The sequence below is a fragment of the Actinocatenispora sera genome, from assembly GCF_018324685.1.
GTDB lineage: Bacteria > Actinomycetota > Actinomycetes > Mycobacteriales > Micromonosporaceae > Actinocatenispora > Actinocatenispora sera.
The window spans coordinates 1812967-1830092 of record NZ_AP023354.1 but is presented as its reverse complement, the minus strand read 5'-3'; the positions used below and the strand labels follow the sequence as shown (position 1 = coordinate 1830092).

General features: G+C 71.8%; 16 protein-coding genes and 2 pseudogenes. 9 read left to right on the top strand and 9 right to left on the bottom strand.

Annotation, left to right across the window (positions count from 1 at the left end):
• Positions 1-32 precede the first annotated feature (32 nt).
• The 6 genes from Asera_RS08815 (at position 33) to Asera_RS08790 (ending at position 7623) form a co-directional block, all read left to right on the top strand.
• Entirely contained in the window at positions 33-1505 is a 1473-nt protein-coding gene (locus tag Asera_RS08815) for an FAD-linked oxidase C-terminal domain-containing protein (RefSeq protein WP_030449005.1), read from the top strand.
• On the top strand, positions 1505-2767 hold the full coding sequence (locus Asera_RS08810) for an FAD-binding oxidoreductase (RefSeq protein WP_030449006.1): 1263 nt from the start codon (positions 1505-1507) through the stop codon (positions 2765-2767). Before Asera_RS08815 ends, Asera_RS08810 begins: the two co-directional genes overlap by 1 nt.
• Before the next feature lie 4 nt (positions 2768-2771).
• Positions 2772-4079 carry a (Fe-S)-binding protein gene (locus tag Asera_RS08805; protein WP_030449007.1) on the top strand — a complete coding sequence of 436 codons (1308 nt, stop codon included), beginning with the start codon at positions 2772-2774 and terminating at the stop codon, positions 4077-4079.
• A 146-nt stretch (positions 4080-4225) separates the two neighbouring features.
• Entirely contained in the window at positions 4226-5626 is a 1401-nt protein-coding gene (gene lpdA, locus Asera_RS08800) for a dihydrolipoyl dehydrogenase (protein ID WP_035298331.1), read from the top strand.
• A 206-nt stretch (positions 5627-5832) separates the two neighbouring features.
• Complete coding sequence (locus Asera_RS08795) at positions 5833-6684, top strand: hypothetical protein (protein ID WP_030449009.1); 852 nt, start codon at positions 5833-5835, stop codon at positions 6682-6684.
• A gap of 126 nt (positions 6685-6810) precedes the next feature.
• Positions 6811-7623, top strand: a complete 813-nt coding sequence (locus tag Asera_RS08790; RefSeq protein ID WP_030449010.1) for a DNA-formamidopyrimidine glycosylase family protein — start codon at positions 6811-6813, stop codon at positions 7621-7623.
• A gap of 197 nt (positions 7624-7820) precedes the next feature.
• Here the strand turns inward: Asera_RS08790 and Asera_RS33890 are convergent.
• A pseudogene (locus Asera_RS33890) lies at positions 7821-8135 on the bottom strand (ArsR/SmtB family transcription factor); the annotation flags it as partial.
• A 156-nt stretch (positions 8136-8291) separates the two neighbouring features.
• On the opposite strand from Asera_RS33890, the pseudogene Asera_RS33885 reads away from it, so the two are divergent.
• Positions 8292-8558, top strand: a pseudogene (locus tag Asera_RS33885) (hypothetical protein); the annotation flags it as partial.
• Between the two features lie 40 nt (positions 8559-8598).
• On the opposite strand, the gene Asera_RS32985 reads toward Asera_RS33885, so the two are convergent.
• Together Asera_RS32985 and Asera_RS08775 are read right to left on the bottom strand one after the other, a co-directional pair.
• Positions 8599-9054, bottom strand: a complete 456-nt coding sequence (locus Asera_RS32985; protein ID WP_030449012.1) for an SRPBCC family protein — start codon at positions 9052-9054, stop codon at positions 8599-8601.
• 170 nt (positions 9055-9224) lie between these two features.
• Positions 9225-9473, bottom strand: coding sequence for a hypothetical protein (locus tag Asera_RS08775; protein WP_030449013.1), 249 nt, complete (start codon positions 9471-9473; stop codon positions 9225-9227).
• A gap of 178 nt (positions 9474-9651) precedes the next feature.
• On the opposite strand from Asera_RS08775, the gene Asera_RS08770 reads away from it, so the two are divergent.
• Positions 9652-9906 carry a GntR family transcriptional regulator gene (locus Asera_RS08770; protein WP_030449014.1) on the top strand — a complete coding sequence of 85 codons (255 nt, stop codon included), beginning with the start codon at positions 9652-9654 and terminating at the stop codon, positions 9904-9906.
• 124 nt (positions 9907-10030) lie between these two features.
• Positions 10031-11284 carry a sensor histidine kinase gene (locus Asera_RS08765; RefSeq protein ID WP_084132605.1) on the top strand — a complete coding sequence of 418 codons (1254 nt, stop codon included), beginning with the start codon at positions 10031-10033 and terminating at the stop codon, positions 11282-11284.
• A gap of 141 nt (positions 11285-11425) precedes the next feature.
• On the opposite strand, the gene Asera_RS08760 is transcribed toward Asera_RS08765, so the two are convergent.
• From Asera_RS08760 to Asera_RS08735, 6 genes are all read right to left on the bottom strand, one after another.
• Positions 11426-12838 (bottom strand): MFS transporter, encoded by a 1413-nt coding sequence (locus Asera_RS08760; RefSeq protein WP_051802877.1) that lies wholly within the window; start codon positions 12836-12838, stop codon positions 11426-11428.
• 90 nt (positions 12839-12928) lie between these two features.
• A complete protein-coding gene (locus tag Asera_RS08755) occupies positions 12929-13813 on the bottom strand; it encodes an isocitrate lyase/PEP mutase family protein (protein ID WP_051802878.1) in 885 nt (294 codons plus the stop codon).
• Positions 13810-14403, bottom strand: coding sequence for an HD domain-containing protein (locus tag Asera_RS08750; RefSeq protein ID WP_030449018.1), 594 nt, complete (start codon positions 14401-14403; stop codon positions 13810-13812). Before Asera_RS08750 ends, Asera_RS08755 begins: the two co-directional genes overlap by 4 nt.
• Positions 14404-14467: 64 nt before the next feature.
• On the bottom strand, positions 14468-14776 hold the full coding sequence (locus tag Asera_RS08745; RefSeq protein WP_030449019.1) for a DUF4387 domain-containing protein: 309 nt from the start codon (positions 14774-14776) through the stop codon (positions 14468-14470).
• A gap of 7 nt (positions 14777-14783) precedes the next feature.
• The gene (locus Asera_RS08740) at positions 14784-16142 is read right to left on the bottom strand and encodes an acyclic terpene utilization AtuA family protein (RefSeq protein ID WP_030449020.1); all 1359 of its coding nucleotides are present in this window, start codon (positions 16140-16142) and stop codon (positions 14784-14786) included.
• Positions 16139-16963 (bottom strand): IclR family transcriptional regulator, encoded by an 825-nt coding sequence (locus Asera_RS08735; RefSeq protein ID WP_084132608.1) that lies wholly within the window; start codon positions 16961-16963, stop codon positions 16139-16141. The genes Asera_RS08740 and Asera_RS08735 overlap by 4 nt, the downstream gene beginning before the upstream one ends.
• Positions 16964-17126 lie beyond the last annotated feature (163 nt).

The following is a 17126-nucleotide window of genomic DNA, read 5'->3' as shown; positions in this document are numbered from 1 at the left end:
TAACCGGCGGCGCGTGAGCGCTGGAGGCGCGGATGGAAGTGCCGGCCCGGCTCGCGGCAGTGGCCGAACGGCTCGCCGCTTCGCTCGGCCCGCACGCGGTGCTGACCGACCCCGCCGAACTGCGCACCTACGAGTGCGACGGCCTGGCCCGCTACGCGGTCAGCCCCGGGCTGGTCGTGCTGCCGGAATCCACCGAGCAGGTCGCCGAGACGGTGCGCGCCTGCCGCGACGCCGGCCTGCCGTTCGTGGCGCGCGGCTCCGGTACCGGACTGTCCGGCGGCGCGCTGCCTCGCTCCGACGGCGTGTTGATCGTGACCAGCCGGATGCGCCGCATCCTGGAGGTCGACCTGGACGCCGAGTGCGCGATCGTCGAGCCCGGCGTCATCAACCTGGCGATCAGCCGGGAGGTCTCCCCCGCGCATTACCACTACGCACCAGACCCGTCAAGCCAGCAGATCTGTTCCATCGGCGGCAACGTCGCAGAGAACTCGGGCGGTGCGCACTGTCTGAAATATGGCTTCACCGCGCACCACGTGACCGGCTTGGAGATCGTTACCCCGGATGGTGACGTGGTGTGGCTCGGTGCCGGCAAGTGCCGGCAGTCCACCGGTTACGACCTGCTCGGGGTGTTCATCGGGTCCGAGGGCACCCTGGGCATCGCGACGAAGGTGGTGGTCCGCTTGGTGCAGACCCAGCAGTGCGTCGAAACGATCCTCGCCGCGTTTCCCGACATGGCGTCGGCGGGCGAGGCGGTCAGCGCGATCATCGCTGCCGGCATCACCCCGGCCGCGATCGAGATGATGGACGCGCTGTCGATCGAGGCAGCCGAGCAGGCCGTCGACTGCCGCTATCCGGACGGCGCGGGCGCGGTGCTGATCGTCGAGCTGGACGGTCCGACCGACGACGTCGCCGCCGAACTGGCCGCGGTGACCGCGCGGTGCGAGCAGTCCGGCGCGTTCGAGCTGCGGCGCGCCGCCGACGAGTACGAGCGGGGCGAGATCTGGAAGGGCCGCAAGTCGGCGTTCGCCGCGGTCGGCCGGATCAGCCCGGACTACATCGTGCAGGACGGCGTGATCCCGCGTACCGCGCTGCCGGAGGTGCTGGCCGACATCGCCGCGCTGTCCGAGCGCACCGGGATCCGGGTGGCGAACGTGTTCCACGCCGGCGACGGCAACCTGCACCCGCTGGTGCTGTACGACGAGTCGGTGCCGGGGCAGGGCGACGCCGCCGAGGAGGTGTCCGGCGCGATCCTCGACCTGTGCATCGGCCACGGCGGCTCGATCACCGGTGAGCACGGCGTCGGCGTCGACAAGGCCAAGCACCTGCCGAAGATGTTCACCGCCGACGACCTGGACACCATGCAGCTGGTGCGGTGCGCGTTCGACCCGGCGCAGCGCTGCAACCCGGGCAAGGTCTTCCCCACGCCACGGCTGTGCGGCGAGGTGCCCCGCCGCGGTACGGCGCCGCATCCGGCGCAGGCGGCCGGCCTGGCGGAGGCGTTCTGATGGCGGTGCTGGACGACCTGCGCGCGGTGTGCGAGGCGCGCCCGGCGCAACCCGCCGACCGGGTGGTGGACGTCGAGCCGCGCTTCGTGGCGTACCCGACGTCGACCGGCGAGGTGTCCCGGGTGCTGCGTGCCGCCACGGCGCACGAGCTGCACGTGGTGGTGCGCGGCGGTGGGACGAAGCTGCACTGGGGCGCGCCACCGACCGTCGCCGACCTGATCCTGGACACGTCCCGGCTGACCGGGGTGGTGGAGCACGCCGCCGGTGACCTGATCGCGGTGATCCGCGCCGGTACCCCGATCGCCGAGGTGGCGCGGGTGCTCGCCGAGCGCGGGCAGCGGCTGCCGCTGGACGAGATGCTGCCCGGCGCGACGCTCGGCGGCGTGGTCGCCACCGGCGCGGCCGGACCGCTGCGGCTGCGCCACGGTACGGCGCGGGACCAGGTGATCGGGCTGACGATGGTGCGGGCCGACGGGGTGGTCGCGCACTCCGGCGGCAAGGTGGTGAAGAACGTCGCCGGCTACGACCTGGGCCGGCTGCTCACCGGGTCGTACGGGACGCTCGGGGTGCTCACCGAGATCGCGGTGAAGCTGACCCCCGTCCCGGCGGCGCGGGCGTTCGTGTCCCGGCCGGTGCGCAGCCCCGGCGAGGTCCGCGACCTGTCGGTACGGCTCAAGCAGGAACGGCTGGCGCCCGCCGCGATGGAGGTCGAGTGCCCGGAGCCGGACAGCCTGCGGCGGACGGCGCGGGTACCCGGTCACCCCGATCTGATGGTGCTACTGATCGAGGGCACCGCCGACGGGGTGGCGGCGCGGGCGGAGAAGGCGGTCCAGGTGCTCGGCGGCGACGCCCGCGCCGACGCCGAACCGCCGGACTGGTGGGGCCACTACCCTTTCGGCCCGGACGACGTCGCGCTGCAGGTGGTCACCCCGGTCGGGCAGCTGTTCGGCCCGGTGTACTCGATGCGCGACGCCGCCCGCGGTACCGGCATGCGGATCTTCTGCTCGCCGGCCGCCGGCGTGCTGCACGCCGCGATCCCCGGCGACGTCGACCCGGACCGCGCGGTCGAGATCGTCAACGCCGCCCGTACCGTCGCGATGAGCCACGGCGGCCACTGCACGGTGCTCGCCGCGCCGCCGAAGATCCGGCCGGAGCTCGACCTGTGGGGGCCGATCGAGGGCATCGGGCTGATGCGCGCGGTCAAGCAGGAGTTCGACCCGGCCGGCCGGCTCGCTCCCGGCCGTTTCGTCGGAGGGATCTGAGATCGTGACCAGCGAACCGGACGTGCTGGGTGCCTTCGACGCCGACCATCCGCCGTCGAGGTCGCTCGCCGACGACTGCGTGCACTGCGGCTTCTGCCTGCCCAGCTGCCCGACCTACGTGCTGTGGGGCGAGGAGATGGACTCGCCGCGCGGCCGCATCCACCTGATCCAGCAGGGGCTCTCCGGCGAGCCGCTGTCCGACGCGATGGCCGGCCACTTCGACGCCTGCCTCGGCTGCCTGGCCTGCGTGACCGCCTGCCCGTCCGGCGTCCGGTACGACGAGCTGCTGAACGCCACGCGCGCCCAGATCGAGCGGCGACACCCGCGTACCCGGGGCGAGCGGCTGCTGCGCGCCCTCGTCTTCGGCCTCTTCCCGTACCCGCGCCGGTTGAAGCTGCTGCGCGCCCCGCTCGCCGCGTACCGGGCCACCGGCGCGGACCGGCTCGGTCACCGGCTGGCGCGGTACCTGCCGCCGGCGCTGGCGACCATGGAGGAGCTGGCGCCGCCGGCGCGGCGGGCCCCGCGGCTGCCCACCCGGGTACGCGCCCGGGGCCGGCGCCGCGCGACCGTGGGGCTGCTGACCGGCTGCGTGCAGTCCGCGTTCTTCGGCTCGGTGTCCGCCGCCACCGCGCGGGTGCTCGCGCTGGAGGGCTGCGAGGTGCTCGTTCCGCACCGGCAGGGCTGCTGCGGCGCGCTGTCCGCGCACACCGGACGGCGGGACGAGGCGGCCCGGTTCGCCCGCGCCACCATCGACGCGTTCGAGGCGGCCGGCGTCGACTACGTGGTCACCGACTCGGCCGGCTGCGGCTCGGCGATGAAGGAGTACGTGGAGCTGCTCGCCGACGATCCGCGCTACGCCGGGCGGGCCGAGCGGCTCTCCGCCCGTACCCGGGACGTCACCGAACTGCTGGTGGAGCTGGGGCCGGTGGCGCCGCGGCATCCGGTGCGCCGCACCGTCGCGTACCACGACGCGTGCCACCTGGCACACGCGCAGAAGATCAGGTCCGCGCCGCGCCAGCTGCTGCGCGGGATCCCGGAGCTGACCCTGGTCGAGCCGGCCGAGGCCGAGCTGTGCTGCGGCTCCGCCGGCGTGTACAACCTGCTCGAACCGGAACCGGCGCGCGAACTCGGCGACCGGAAGGCGGAGCGGATCCGGGCCACCGGCGCCGACCTGCTGGTCGCCGGCAACCCGGGCTGCCTGCTGCAGATCACCGCCGCGCTGCGCCGGGCCGGCACCCCGATCCCGACGGCGCACACGATCGAACTCCTCGACGCCTCCCTCCGCGGCCACGTCGATCATGGTGTCGGGTAGCCGGCTGCACGCTCGCCCGCTGCCCACCAGCATGATCAACAGGGCTGGGCGCGGGGTTGTGACCCGGGTCGCTCCGGCTGGCCCCCGCGTCACCGTCGAAACCGGTGCCCGGGCAGGTCGCCCGGTAGCGGAATATGATCCGCCTCGTGAGTACACACTTTGATGTCGTGGTCCTCGGCGCCGGCCCGGGCGGGTACACCGCGGCCGTGCGCAGCGCCCAGCTCGGCCTGCGTACCGCCGTCGTTGAGGCGAAGTATTGGGGCGGTGTCTGCCTGAACGTCGGCTGCATCCCGTCGAAGGCGCTGCTGCGCAACGCGGAGCTGGCGCACATCTTCAACGCCGAGCAGAAGACGTTCGGGATCCAGGTCGACGGCACGGTCACCTTCGACTACGGCGCCGCGTTCCAGCGCAGCCGCAAGGTCGCGGACGGCCGGGTCAAGGGCGTCCACTTCCTGATGAAGAAGAACAAGATCACCGAGGTCCAGGGCAAGGGCACCTTCGTCGACGCGCACACGATGACGGTGGCCCTGAACGACGGCGGCTCGGAGACGCTGACGTTCGACAACTGCATCATCGCCGCCGGCACCAACACCAAGCTGCTGCCCGGTACCGAACTGTCCGACCGGGTGGTCACCTACGAGGAGCAGATCCTCACCGACACGCTCCCGTCGAGCATCGTGATCGCCGGCGCCGGCGCGATCGGCGTCGAGTTCGCCTACGTGCTGAGCAACTACGGCGTCAAGGTCACCATCGTCGAGTTCCTCGACCGGCTGGTACCGCTGGAGGACGCCGAGGTGTCCGCCGAGCTGGCGAAGCGGTACAAGCGACTCGGCATCGACGTGCTCACCTCGACCCGGGTGGACGGCATCGAGGACACCGGCTCCGGGGTGAAGGTCACCGTGACCCGGGACGGTCAGCAGCAGGTGCTGGAGGCCGACAAGGTCCTGCAGGCGATCGGCTTCGCCCCGCGCGTCGAGGGGTACGGGCTGGAGAACACCGGCGTCAAGCTCACCGACCGGGGCGCGATCGACGTCGACGGCCGCTGCCGTACCTCGACCCCCGGCATCTACGCGATCGGTGACGTGACCGCGAAGCTGATGCTCGCGCACGCCGCCGAGGCGATGGGGATCATCGCGGCCGAGACGATCGGCGACGCGGAGACGATGGAAGTCGACTTCAAGATGATCCCGCGCGCCACCTTCTGCCAGCCGCAGATCGCGAGCTTCGGCTACACCGAGGAGCAGGCACGAGACGCCGGCTACGACGTGAAGGTCGCGAAGTTCCCGTTCACCGCGAACGGCAAGGCGCAGGGCCTGGCCGACCCGAACGGGTTCGTCAAGATCCTCTCCGACCAGAAGTACGGCGAGATCCTCGGCGCGCACCTGATCGGCCCGGACGTCACCGAGCTGCTGCCCGAGCTGACCCTGGCCCAGCAGTGGGACCTCACCGTGCACGAGGTGGCCCGCAACGTGCACGCCCACCCGACGCTCAGCGAGGCCGTCAAGGAGGCCGTCCACGGCCTGTCCGGCCACATGATCAACCTGTAGTACCCGCTCGTCCCGAACGCGGCGCCGACCCCAGCGTGTGGGTCGGCGCCGCGTCGTCTTCCCGATGGTAGGAAACGGATCCGGCACCGCGTTCGCCTTGACCGGCGCCATGTCGCCGCCCCGCGGGTTCCGCTACGGCGGCGGGGTAGAACGGACGATCACACTGCGCACGGTTTTTGTCGTACCGTGGTCGTAACGTCACGATCATGCCCTCCGTCATGCACGAAGCGTTGATCGAGATATTTCACGAGAACCCGTCGCTCGCCGCCACGCTGCTCGGCGACGTGCTCCGCATCAAGCTGCCCGACTGGCGCCAGGCCCGGCTCGACGCCGCCGAGGCCAACGATCTGCCGCACACCGAATACCGCGCCGACGCCGTAGTCACGCTCTGCGGAAACGATCGGCCGGTCCTGTCGGTCGTGGTGGAGATCCAGCTGCGCCCGGACCCGGCCAAACGATGGAGCTGGCCGGTCTACCTGGCCACCCTGCGGGCCAGACTCCGATGTCCCGTCGCACTGCTCGTGGTCTGCCCCGACACCCGCACCGCCGCCTGGTGCGGCGAACCCATCGAACTGAACCAGGACGGCTGGGTGCTGCAACCGCGGGTCGCCGGGCCCAACCAGATACCCATTGGCGTGGGCACCCCGGAAGTGGCGGTGCTGGCCGGTCTCGCGCACGCCACCGGCCCGGCCAGCCACCAGGCGCTCGACGCGGCGAACGCCGCGCTCGACACGATCGATCGCGACTTGGCCATCCGTTACAGTGAAATCATGCTCGCGGCGCTGCCCGAAGCGGCACGCCGCTACCTGGAGGCGCAGATGTCGACCCACACCTTCGAGTTCCAGAGCGACTACGCCCGCCGCCTCCGCGCCGAGGCCCGTGCCGAGGCCCGTGCCGAGGCCCGCAGCGATGCGCTGCTTGAAGTGCTGAGGGCGCGCGGTTGGGATGTCCCCGACGAGATCCAGCACCGTATCACCGAGTGCACCGATCCTGAGCAGCTCAACAGTTGGCTCTCGCGGGCAGTCAACGCGGCGTCGCTGGACGAGGTCTTCGACTGAGTCACCACGGGTGGCGCTGGCCTCCGACGGGCCGCCCGTGAATCCCCATGTCCACCACCGGCCACGGCGGATGCCACGATCAACGACGGGGCCCGGCTGGTACAGGAACCCACGGAGGGGGCGGGCATGCCGGAGCTCCCCGAGGTGGAGGCCGCCCGGGCGGTGATCGAACGCGCCGGGCTCGGCCGCCGGATCACCGACGTCGACGACTCCGACCGGTACGTGTGCCGGCCGCATCCGCCCGGGGAGATCCGCCGGGCGTTGCGCGGCCGTACCCTCGTCGCGGCGCACCGGCGCGGCAAGAGCATGTGGTGCGAGACGGACTCCGCGGCACGGTCGGTACCGCTGGGCATCCATCTCGGCATGTCCGGCAAGATCGTCGTGGTCGACGCGGACGGGGCCGAGGTCGACGGCGGCGACCACTGGGAAGGCGGCCGGCGGCCCGGTGACTACCGCTGGGCCCGGTTCGGCCTGGCGTTCGCCGACGGCGGCCGGCTGCTGCTGGTCGATCCGCGCCGCCTGGGCCGGGTACGGCTGGACCCGCCGGTCGACCGGCTGGGCCCGGACGCGGAGACGATCACCCCGGCGCAGTTCCGGTCCGCGCTGGCGGCCGGCGCGGCGGCACCGGTCAAGGCCCGCCTGCTGGACCAGCGCCGCCTCGCCGGGATCGGCAACCTGCTCGCCGACGAGATCCTGTGGCAGGCCCGGGTACATCCGGGCCGCCCGGTCGCCGACCTCACGGACGACGACCGGCGACGGCTGCTGCGGGCCACCCGGGCCGCGTTGCGCGCCTCCATCCGGGCCGGCGGCGTACACGAACTGACCATCGTCGGGTTGCGCCGGGCCGGCGCCAGCTGCCCGCGAGACCACGTGCCGATGACGCGCGGCACGATCGGCGGCCGTACCACTTGGTGGTGCCCCGCCGAGCAACGCCGCTGACCCCGCTGTGCCCAGAGATCGCGTCGATCAAGGGACCAGCACGTCGATCAAGGGCTCGCGACGCCGATCAAGGGCTCGCCGCGTTGATCAAGGGCTCGCCGCGTTGATCAAGGGATTGCGACGCCGATCAAGGGATTGCGACGTTGATCAAGGGATCGGGACAGCCGATGCTGGGACAACGTGTACCAATCCCTTGATCAACGCGGCGGGGCGGGGTTCTCGGGGGATTCGGCGAGGGTGCGGAGGGTGGCGAGGGCGGTGGGCCAGTAGGCCTGGTAGCGGGCCACCCAGGGGGCGAGGGCGGCGGTGAAGCCAGCCTCGTCGATCCGGTACAGCTGCTTGCGGCCCTGTTTGGTCGCGGTGACCAGGCCTGCGGCCCGCAGCGCCATCAGGTGCTTCGAGATGCCCGAGAACACCAGGTCGGGGAACTCGGCAGCGAGCTCGCCGACCGACAGCGTGCCGCGCTCGGCGAGCAAATCGAGCATCCGCCGCCGGGTCGGATCGGCGAGCGCCCGAAACGCCTCGTCACCCCGGTCTCCCGCCGATCGGGCGGCCCCGTTGCCGTGGTCGCCCGGCGGCCGGGCAGACCCGGCGCCGTGATCGGCCCTGGCGCTGTGATCGAGACCGGCACGGTGGTCGGCACCGGCGCCGTGACCAGGCCCAGCGCCATGATCGGGCCCAGCGCCATGATCGGGGCCGGCGCCGCGATCGGGCCCAGCGCCGTGATCGGGGCCGGCGCCGCGATCGGGGCCGGCGCCGTGACCAGGACCGGCGCCGTGATCGGGGCCGGCGCCGTGATCGGGGCCGGCGCCGTGACCAGGACCGGCGCCGTGATCGGGGCCGGCGCCGTGATCGGGGCCGGCGCCGCGATCGGGGCCGGCGCCGTGATCGGGGCCGGCGCCGTGATCGGGGCCGGCGCCGTGATCGGGGCCGGCGCCGTGATGGGACGGCGGGTGGGCGGTGGGGTGCCCGCGGTCAGGCATCGGCGGGTACGGCGGTGGGCACGTCGCCGGTGGCCACGGCCGCGGCGAGGTGGTCGAGGACGGGGTGCTCGGCGACGCCGCGCTGGTACGTGTCGGCGGTGCGCCGCCAGGTCGGCGTACCGATGCCGGCGAAGCCGTCGTGGGTGAGCGTGACCCGGGTGCCGCCCGCGGTGGCGGTCAGCTCGATCACCAGCCGGCCGGGATGCACCCAGCCGGCGCCCTCCTCCAGCCAGGACAGGATGAGCTTGCCCTCGGGTACGAGTTCGAGGACCTGGCCGCTGATCCAGGTCTCGCCGTCGCCGCCGAGCATCCGGTACCGCCCGGCCACCTGCAGGTCGATCTCCAGCGTGGGCGACAGCCACCGGCGCAGCGCCTGCTGGCTCGCGAACCACTGCCACACCCGGCTGGGCGGCGCGGCGATCTCGATCGTTGTCGCGTACTCCGGCATGACCGCTCCCCACGTTTCACTCTTCAGTAATGTTTACTGAAGGGTAAATCGTTGAGTGAGTCAAACCCGGTCGACTACGAGCCTCGTTCAGCGCTGCCGATGACCGACGACCACGCCGATGGCGAACGCGAGGAACAGCGAGAGAACCCAGCCGAGCACGGCCGAGGTCGTCACGACATCGACCGGGTCAGCAGGCCGGCGAGCCGCACGTAGAAGGTCCGTACCGTCGGGTTGCCGTCGATCTCGGCGACCGGCACGACCTTCAGGTACATCGCGCCCTTGACCAGCGCCGGGATCGCCTCGACGACCATCGCCCAGAAGCAGCCGTGGCCGTGCACGCCGGCCGCCGGGCTGATGAAGACCTGGTCGCCCGCGTGCGGGGTCGAATACCGGGCGATCGGATGCGTACCGTGGCCCACAGCCGCTCCCTTCGTGAGCGGTCAGACCCCGCGGCTGTCCTTGCCCGACACCGCGGGGTCGCCTCATTTCCGACCCCTGCACAGTAGCGCACATGGACACTATGGGCTAGACCCAGCTATCGCTGGACACCCCGACGGATGATCAGAAGCACCGGGGTTTCGCGCCTAGCCTTCGATCATGGTCGATTGGGCGAAGGTCAAGCCGGGTGCGTTCACGCCCGTCTACGTGCAGATTGCCCAGTTGGTTCGAGACGCCATCTCGTCCGGCGAGTTCGGCCCCGGCGACCGGCTCCCCTCCGAGACGTTCGTGCAGCAGGCAACGGGCGTCAACCGCCTGACCGTGCGCAAGTCGTACCGGATCTTGATCGACGAGGGGCTGATCGTCACCGTGCAGGGGCGCGGCAGCTTCGTCCTCCCTGTCGACGAGACCTGACCAGCGCCGGGGCAGCCGACGCAGGGTCAACCGGCCCCGCCGCTGGCGGGCCGGGGTGCATGCGCCCCGGGGCGTACGTCCACGGGCCGACGCTGCACGGCCGCGACGCGGCTACCGTCACGGCATGCGCGCCCTTCCCCGGTTTCCCGTGCCGGTCGACCGCCACCTGGGCCCGGTACTGATGTGGATCGGCGCCGCCGTGCTGACGGTTCTGCTCACCGTCAACACGCTGCCGCCACCTCTCGGTACCGGCGGTGGGTACGCGCACGCCGGGCCCGCCGCGGTGGCCGGCACGGTGGCGGTCGCCGCGGCGCTGCTGTGGCGGTACCCGCTGGCGGCGCTGGCGGTGCTCGCCGCCGGCGCCGTGGCCGCGGCCGGTGTGCTCGCCGGGCAGCAGTTCATCCCGGGCGTGCAGCCGGGCGATCGGCTGCGGGTCGGGTTCGGCGAGATGATCCCGGTGTACGTGGCGCTGTGCTACGTCTCGGCGACCCGGTCGCGCCGCACCGCGCTCATCGCGCTGGGTCTCGGCGTGCTCGTCCCCGCCGGGTACGACGTGTTCGCGCTGGCGCGCGGGCCCGGCCCGCACCTCGCGGAGTACCAGGCGCCGGTGCTGTACGCGGCGGTGTTCGCCTGGGTGGTCGGGCAGTCGATCCGGAAGAGCCGGCAGCTCGCCAGCGCGTCCCGGGCGCAGGCCGCCGAGCGCGCGATGACCGCCGAACGGCTGCGCCTCGCCCGCGAGCTGCACGACATGGTCGCGCACAGCGTCGGCATCATCGCCATCCAGGCGGGCGTCGGCAACCGGGTCATCCACACCCAGCCGGACGCGGCGCAGGAGGCGCTGCGGGTCATCGAGACGAGCAGCCGGGAGGCGCTGTCCGGGCTGCGCCGTACCCTCGTCGCCCTGCGCCGGGCCGATCCCGCCGGGCCGGAACCGGCCGGTACGCCGGGGCTCGCCGAGGTCGACCGGCTCGTCGCGGGCGCCGCCGAGGCCGGCATCGAGGTCTCCGTGCGCCGGACCGGCACGGTACGGGCGATGCCCGCCGCCGTGGACCTCGCCGCGTACCGGATCGTGCAGGAGTCGGTCACGAACGTCATCCGGCACTCGACCGCCCGGTCCTGCCGGATCGACCTGGCCTACCGGCCGACCGAGCTGTGCGTCGAGGTCGTCGACGACGGCCGGCCCGGCGCCGAACCCGGCCGCGGTACGGGAACCGGGCACGGGTTCGGCATCGTCGGGATGCGCGAGCGGGCGGCCCTGCTCGACGGCCACCTGGATGCCGGGCCGCTACCCGACCGCGGCTTCCGCGTCACCGCCGCCCTGCCGATCCCGGCGACAACCGCCGAACCGGCGCCCACCCCGAACCCGGAACCGGCCTGACCAAGAGCCAGGCCGACCGCGAGCCGGCCCGAACCCGAACCGGCCCCAACCGGGAACCGGCCCGAATCCGAACCGGCTGACCGGAGCCGGCACTGATCCGCGGGCGAGGGCGGGCCGGGCCGCCGCCCCCGCCCACCGAGGTCACGCTGGCTCGGTGGTACCCAGTTCGCCGGTGGCCGGGTCGATCCGGGCCACCGAGAGCACGGCGCTCGGGTTCGTGGCCGCGTCACCGGAGTGCTCCGCCGACTCGGCGATCCAGCGCTTGGCGCAGACCAACGTGATGACGAGCGTCAGGATGCCGTAGAAGACCAGGTAGGCCGAGAACAGCAACGAGTTGTGCGAGACGCCGTTCAGCCACACCGCGATCACCGGTGCGGTGCCGCCCAGTACCGAGGCCGAGATGTTGTAGGAGAGGCCACCCGCGGTGACCCGGATGCCGGCCGGGAAGATCTGGCTGATCGCGAGCAACGCCGGCACCGCGAGGACGCCCTTGCAGGTACCGAGGATCGCGGCGCCGAGGAACCCGCCGGCCAGGCCGCTGCCGGCGATCGCGTAGCCGGGCACGATGCCGACGACGAGCACCACCGAGGCGACGATCATCGCCCGGCGCAGCCCGATCCGGTCCGCCACCGGGCTGAACAGCAGGACGAACACGACCACCATGACGCTCGCCAACAGGTTCGCCGCGTTGGCCTCGGTGTTCGACAGCGACGGGTTGCCGTGCAGGAAGGTCGGCAGGTAGTTGGTCAGCAGGGTGGCGAACACCGACCAGCTGCCCATGAAGAAGGTGAACACGATGATCCGTCGCCAGTACCGCCGGACCGCCTCGAACAGCGGCATCACCCGGGCCCGGGTGGCCCGCCGGACCTGTTGCAGCGCCTGGAACTCCGGTCCCTCCTCGGTGCGTCGGCGCAGGTACCAGCCGACCAGCCCCATCGGGATCGCGATGAGGAACAGGATCCGCCAGCCGAACGTCTCGTACGCGCCGGACGGCAGCGCCGCCGACACGATGGTGGAGAACAGCGCACCGATCAGGAACCCGCCGAAGGTCAGCGAGGTGAGCCGGCCGACCGCGACCGCCTTGCGGCCCCGCTCACCGTGCTCGTAGACGAAGCTGATGGCGGTGGAGTACTCGCCACCGGTACCCATCGACTGGAGCAGCCGCAGCAGCAACAGCAGCGCGGGCGCGAACCAGCCGATCGTCCCGTAACCCGGAATCAGGCCGATCAGCCCGGTCGCCACGGAGGTCATGATGATGGTGACCGACAGGGCGCGGCGGCGGCTGAGCTTGTCGGCGATGTGCCCGAACACGATGCCGCCGAGCGGCCGGAGCAGGAACGAGATGGCGAACACCGCGTAGGTGTTGAGCAGCGCGATGCTCGGGTCGACGTCGGACGGGAACAGCTTCCTCGCCAGGACGACGGCAACGATGCCGTAGATTCCGGCGTCGTACCACTCGACGAAGTTGCCGGCCGACGCGGCGATGATGGTCCGCCGCCGGTCCTGCCGGGGCAGCGGGGACGGTACGGGTACTGCTGGGTTCGCTTCTGACATGGCCGTGATCGCCTTCTGGTGAAGTCGAGTGCGCAGGAGGGGATCCGTCGAGAACGGCGCGGAGTGCGAGGCCGGTGGGCGGCCGATCGCCTAGCGTTCGACGGTGTTCGCCTCGACGGCGTACAGCTCGTCGAGACCGATGGTGCGTTCCACGTTCTTGCGGATGCCGATGACGGTGTCCCGGTCGAACCCGGCCTCACCGGTGTCGGCGAGCGTGCCGAGCAGTTGCCGGACGGCAGCGTAGACGGCGTTCGTGACACTGATCGAGTCGTACAGGACAGCCCAGCCCCACTGCTGGAGCTGCCGGGCCGGGTAGACGCCCCGACCCTGGTCGTTTCCCGTGCTGTTGACGTAGACCAGCCGTACCCCGGGCAGGTCGCGCGGCGCCGCCTCCGCCTCGTCGTCGTTGTTGGGGAACAACATGACCAGGTCGGCGCCGGCGTCCGCGCAGGCGCGCGCCCGGCGGATGCCCTCGTCGTACCCGTCGGTGCGCATCGCGTCGGTGCGGGCGCAGATCACGAAGTCGGGGTCGGTGCGGGCGGCGAGCGCCGCGCGCACCTTCTGCAGCAGCTCGTCGAGCCCGACGACGTGCTCGACGCCCTTGTGGTAGTGGGCCCGCTTGGGGAAGACCTGGTCCTCGATGTGTACGGCCGCCGCGCCGGCCGCCTCCAGGGTGCGCACCGTGTGCATCACGTGCATCGGTTCGCCCCAGCCGGCGCCGGCGTCGACCAGCAGCGGCAGCGTGGTGACCGCCCGGACGTGGCGCACCATGTCCGCGACGTCGGTCAACGACAGCAGCGGCTCGGTGACCGCGCGGTGCGCGCCCATCGCGTAGCCGCCGAGGCTCAGCGCACGGAAGCCGAGATCCGCGGCGATCCGGGCGGACAGCGGGTCGGCCAGCGACGGCTGGACCAGGATGTCGTTGCCCCGCAACAGTTCCCGGTAACGAGCACCGGGTGACACCAGCGTCGTCATGACAGGTACAGCTCCTCTCCGGCGTCCAGCAGCATCGAGTCGGTGTCCAGGAAGTCGGTGTAGCGCACGATCAACGCCTCGTGCGTCTGCGGCACGCCGCGCGACGACGGCGTGTGCGCGATGACCCCGTGTACCAGCTCGACCGGCAACTTGTGCTGCCACATCAGGAAAGCGCCGTACACGCCGTGCTGGATCAACCGGCCGGTGCGGCTCTTCGCGATCGCGTCCCGGGTGCCCTCGTACTCGACCACCTTGCTCACGTCGTGCAGCAGGGCGATCGTCAGCAACACGTCCCGGTCGTACGGGATGCCGTGCAGGGTAAGGATCGTCTCGGCGCTGCTTTCGGCGAGCTGGGCGACGGCCCGGCTGTGCGTGATCAGCGTCCACGCGTCCGGTACCCGCTGCGGCGCCGCCGGTGCGGACGGGTTCTTCGGGATCTCGGCGAGATCGGCCCAGTCGCTTTCCTTCCACACCTGCGCCCAGATCTGCTCGACCGCGGCACGCAGGGTGTCGTCGCCGATCTGCGCGATCTCCGGGAGCAGCTCGCGGACCCGGTCGATCCGGTTCGCCTCGGTGGGTGTGCCGTCCATGATGATGTCCTTCTGTTGACCGCGGAACAGGAAACCGTTGCAAGGCAGGCGAAGCGGGTACGACTCAGGGAACTTCCAGGCAGACGATCGGACTGTGGAACTGGCCGCCGAAGATGTCGGTGTCGGTCGGGCTGCCGGACGGGGTGGGCCGGGGCAGCGAGACCTTGATGGCCAGCGCGACGTCGGCCCGGAACAGCCGAACGTCCGCCGGATCGACCCGGTAGAGTGCGGCGATCCGTTCGGCGCCGAGCACGCCCGCATCGACGACCCGCCGGTACGACGCCTCGTCGGCGAACATCACGTCGATGGTCAGTTCGAACGGGCCGGCGTTCTTGCTGCGGATCAGCCTGGCAAGTTGGTGCAGCTCGGTCATGGTCGCCTCAGACGTTCTCGACGGTCAGGGTGTACGTCTCGGCCGGGTCGTCGAGATGCAGCACGTGGTTGAGGGAGAAGCCGTAGACCGGCCCGGCGCTGATCGCCGGCGGGGACACCGGGAACGCCAGGTGGCTGACCAGCCCGCTGTACTCGGGGATCGGCTGGTGCAGTGCGGTGTGCCAGGCGATCGAGCCGATCGCCTGCGCGGCCTGCTGGTCGGCGGCGACGATGTCGATCAGAAGCGCCACCTCGTGCCCGGACACCTCGGTCGCCGGCTCCAGCGGGCCGAGCGTGCCGTTCCGGCCGTACACGTTCCAGCGGATCCGGTAGTCGTCCGCGGCGATGCCCAGGCTGTCGGCGACCTTGCCGGTGATCACCGCGTTCGTGGTCGCCACGAACCGGTCGATCTGGCGTACCACCAACGGATCCCGCACACCGGCGAACACCACCGTGCGGTACCCGAGCAGGCTCGCCGCCTCCAGCTTGACGGTGTAGTCGCCGGCCGGCTCGAACGTGCTTCCGGTGACCCGCACGGCCCGGTCCGACACCGGCGCGTACGCCGCGTCGGTGGTGACCAGCGTGCCGCCCGGCTCCACCAGGCGGAACGGGTCGGCGGTCTCGTAGAACGTGTGCGACGCGACGCTCTGCGGGGTGCACACCATGTCCGGGTTCGGCGGCTCGACGGTGAACCCGTCCGGGTCCAGGAACGCCACCATCGAGTCCGGGTACTTGCGCTCCACCACCGCCGCCGCACCGCACTCCAGGATCTTCGCCGCGTGGAACGCCACCCCCGGCGGGATGTCGCGCAGCATCGGCAACGCCGCGAAGATCGCCGTGTCACTGGTACGCCCGGCCACGACCACCTGCGCGCCGCGGCCCAGGGCGTCGGCGAAGCACTCCGGGCCCTGCATCGCGACGATGTGCCCCGCGGCGCGGATCGACTCCTCGTCGATGTCCGGCGCCCCGGCGAGCGGGCTCAGCCGGCCCTCCCGGTACGCCCGGACGACCCGCTCGGCGGACACCTCGCTGTCGACGGTGGCCAGCGGGAAGTGCCAGCCGTGCTTGGCAGCGAGTTCCCGCACGATCCGTACCGTCCGGGCCAGGTGCGGGCCGGCCCCGGCGGTGCCGGCCGAGCCGATCAGCACCGGGATGTCGTGTCGCAGCCCCGCGGCGATCATCAGCTCCAGGTCGCGGCGTACCGCGGCGTCGGACGACTGGGTCTGCCCGGATCCCAGGTAGTACGGCCCCGGGTCGGACGATCCCGCGTCACACCCGATGAAGTCGGCGCCCTCGGCGGCGTGTGCGAGCGTCTCCGCCTTGAACCCGGTACCCAGCTGTCCGGTCGCGGCAACGGCCTTGATCACGACAGCCGTTCCGAGGTGAAGTACGCGGTCAGCTGCGCGGCGTGCTCCTTGAGCGTGGGCGCGAACCGCTCCATCGCCGGCTTCGTCCACCGGGCGGACGGGCCGCTCACGTTGATCACCGCGATCGGCAGCGTCGAGCTGGCCGCGAAGATCGGTACCGCGATGCCGTTCATGTCCGGGTAGGTGCCGCCGGTCGACATCGTGTAGCCGAGTTCGCGCTCGGCCCGCAGCCGGGCCAGGAACCGGTCGACGTCCACGATGGACGTGTCGGTCATCCGGACCAGCGGGCGGGCCTGCAGAGCGGCATCGACATACCGTTCGGTGGCGAAGGCGAGGAACGCCCGGCCGCTGCAGCCGCGGGTGAGCGGGCCGTTCTCACCGATCGTCTTCTGCGCCCGGATGGGGGAGGTGGAGAGGCTGCGTGCGATGCACACCCGGTCCGGCCAGACCGGTACGCACAGCACCGAGGTCTCACCGGACAGGTCCCGCAGCTCGCTCAATACCGGAGTCGCCTGCTGGGTCAGCAACGCCTCCAGCGGGCTGGTCCGCAGCCAGCGGGCGATGGACGGCCCGGCGGAGTAGGTCTGGCCGCCCGGCGTCTGCGCCGCGAAGCCCGCCTCGACCAGCGTCGCGAGCAGCCGCGACACGGTGGCCTTGGACAGCCCGGTCTGCAACGCCAGTTCGGTCAGCGTCGGCGGGGCATCGGCGTCGAGTATCTCGGACAGCAGGGCGAGCCCACGAGACAGCGTGCGGGTCACGCCACCGTCTCGCTCCTCGGCTTGTTTCGCCTGGTGAAACTCCGTTTTCAAGGTACGAGCCATGTGCGGGAAACTAACCCTGAGTCCGGGCAGGTGTCAACGCATCGACGGGCAGAATTCGGCTCGGTGACCTGCAATCACCCGCCAGGTGACCTGCCCGGCGGCGTCCTCCGCCGGCAGCGTGCCCCGCTGCCGGGTCGAGCGGGCGCTGGTTGGTGGCCAGGCC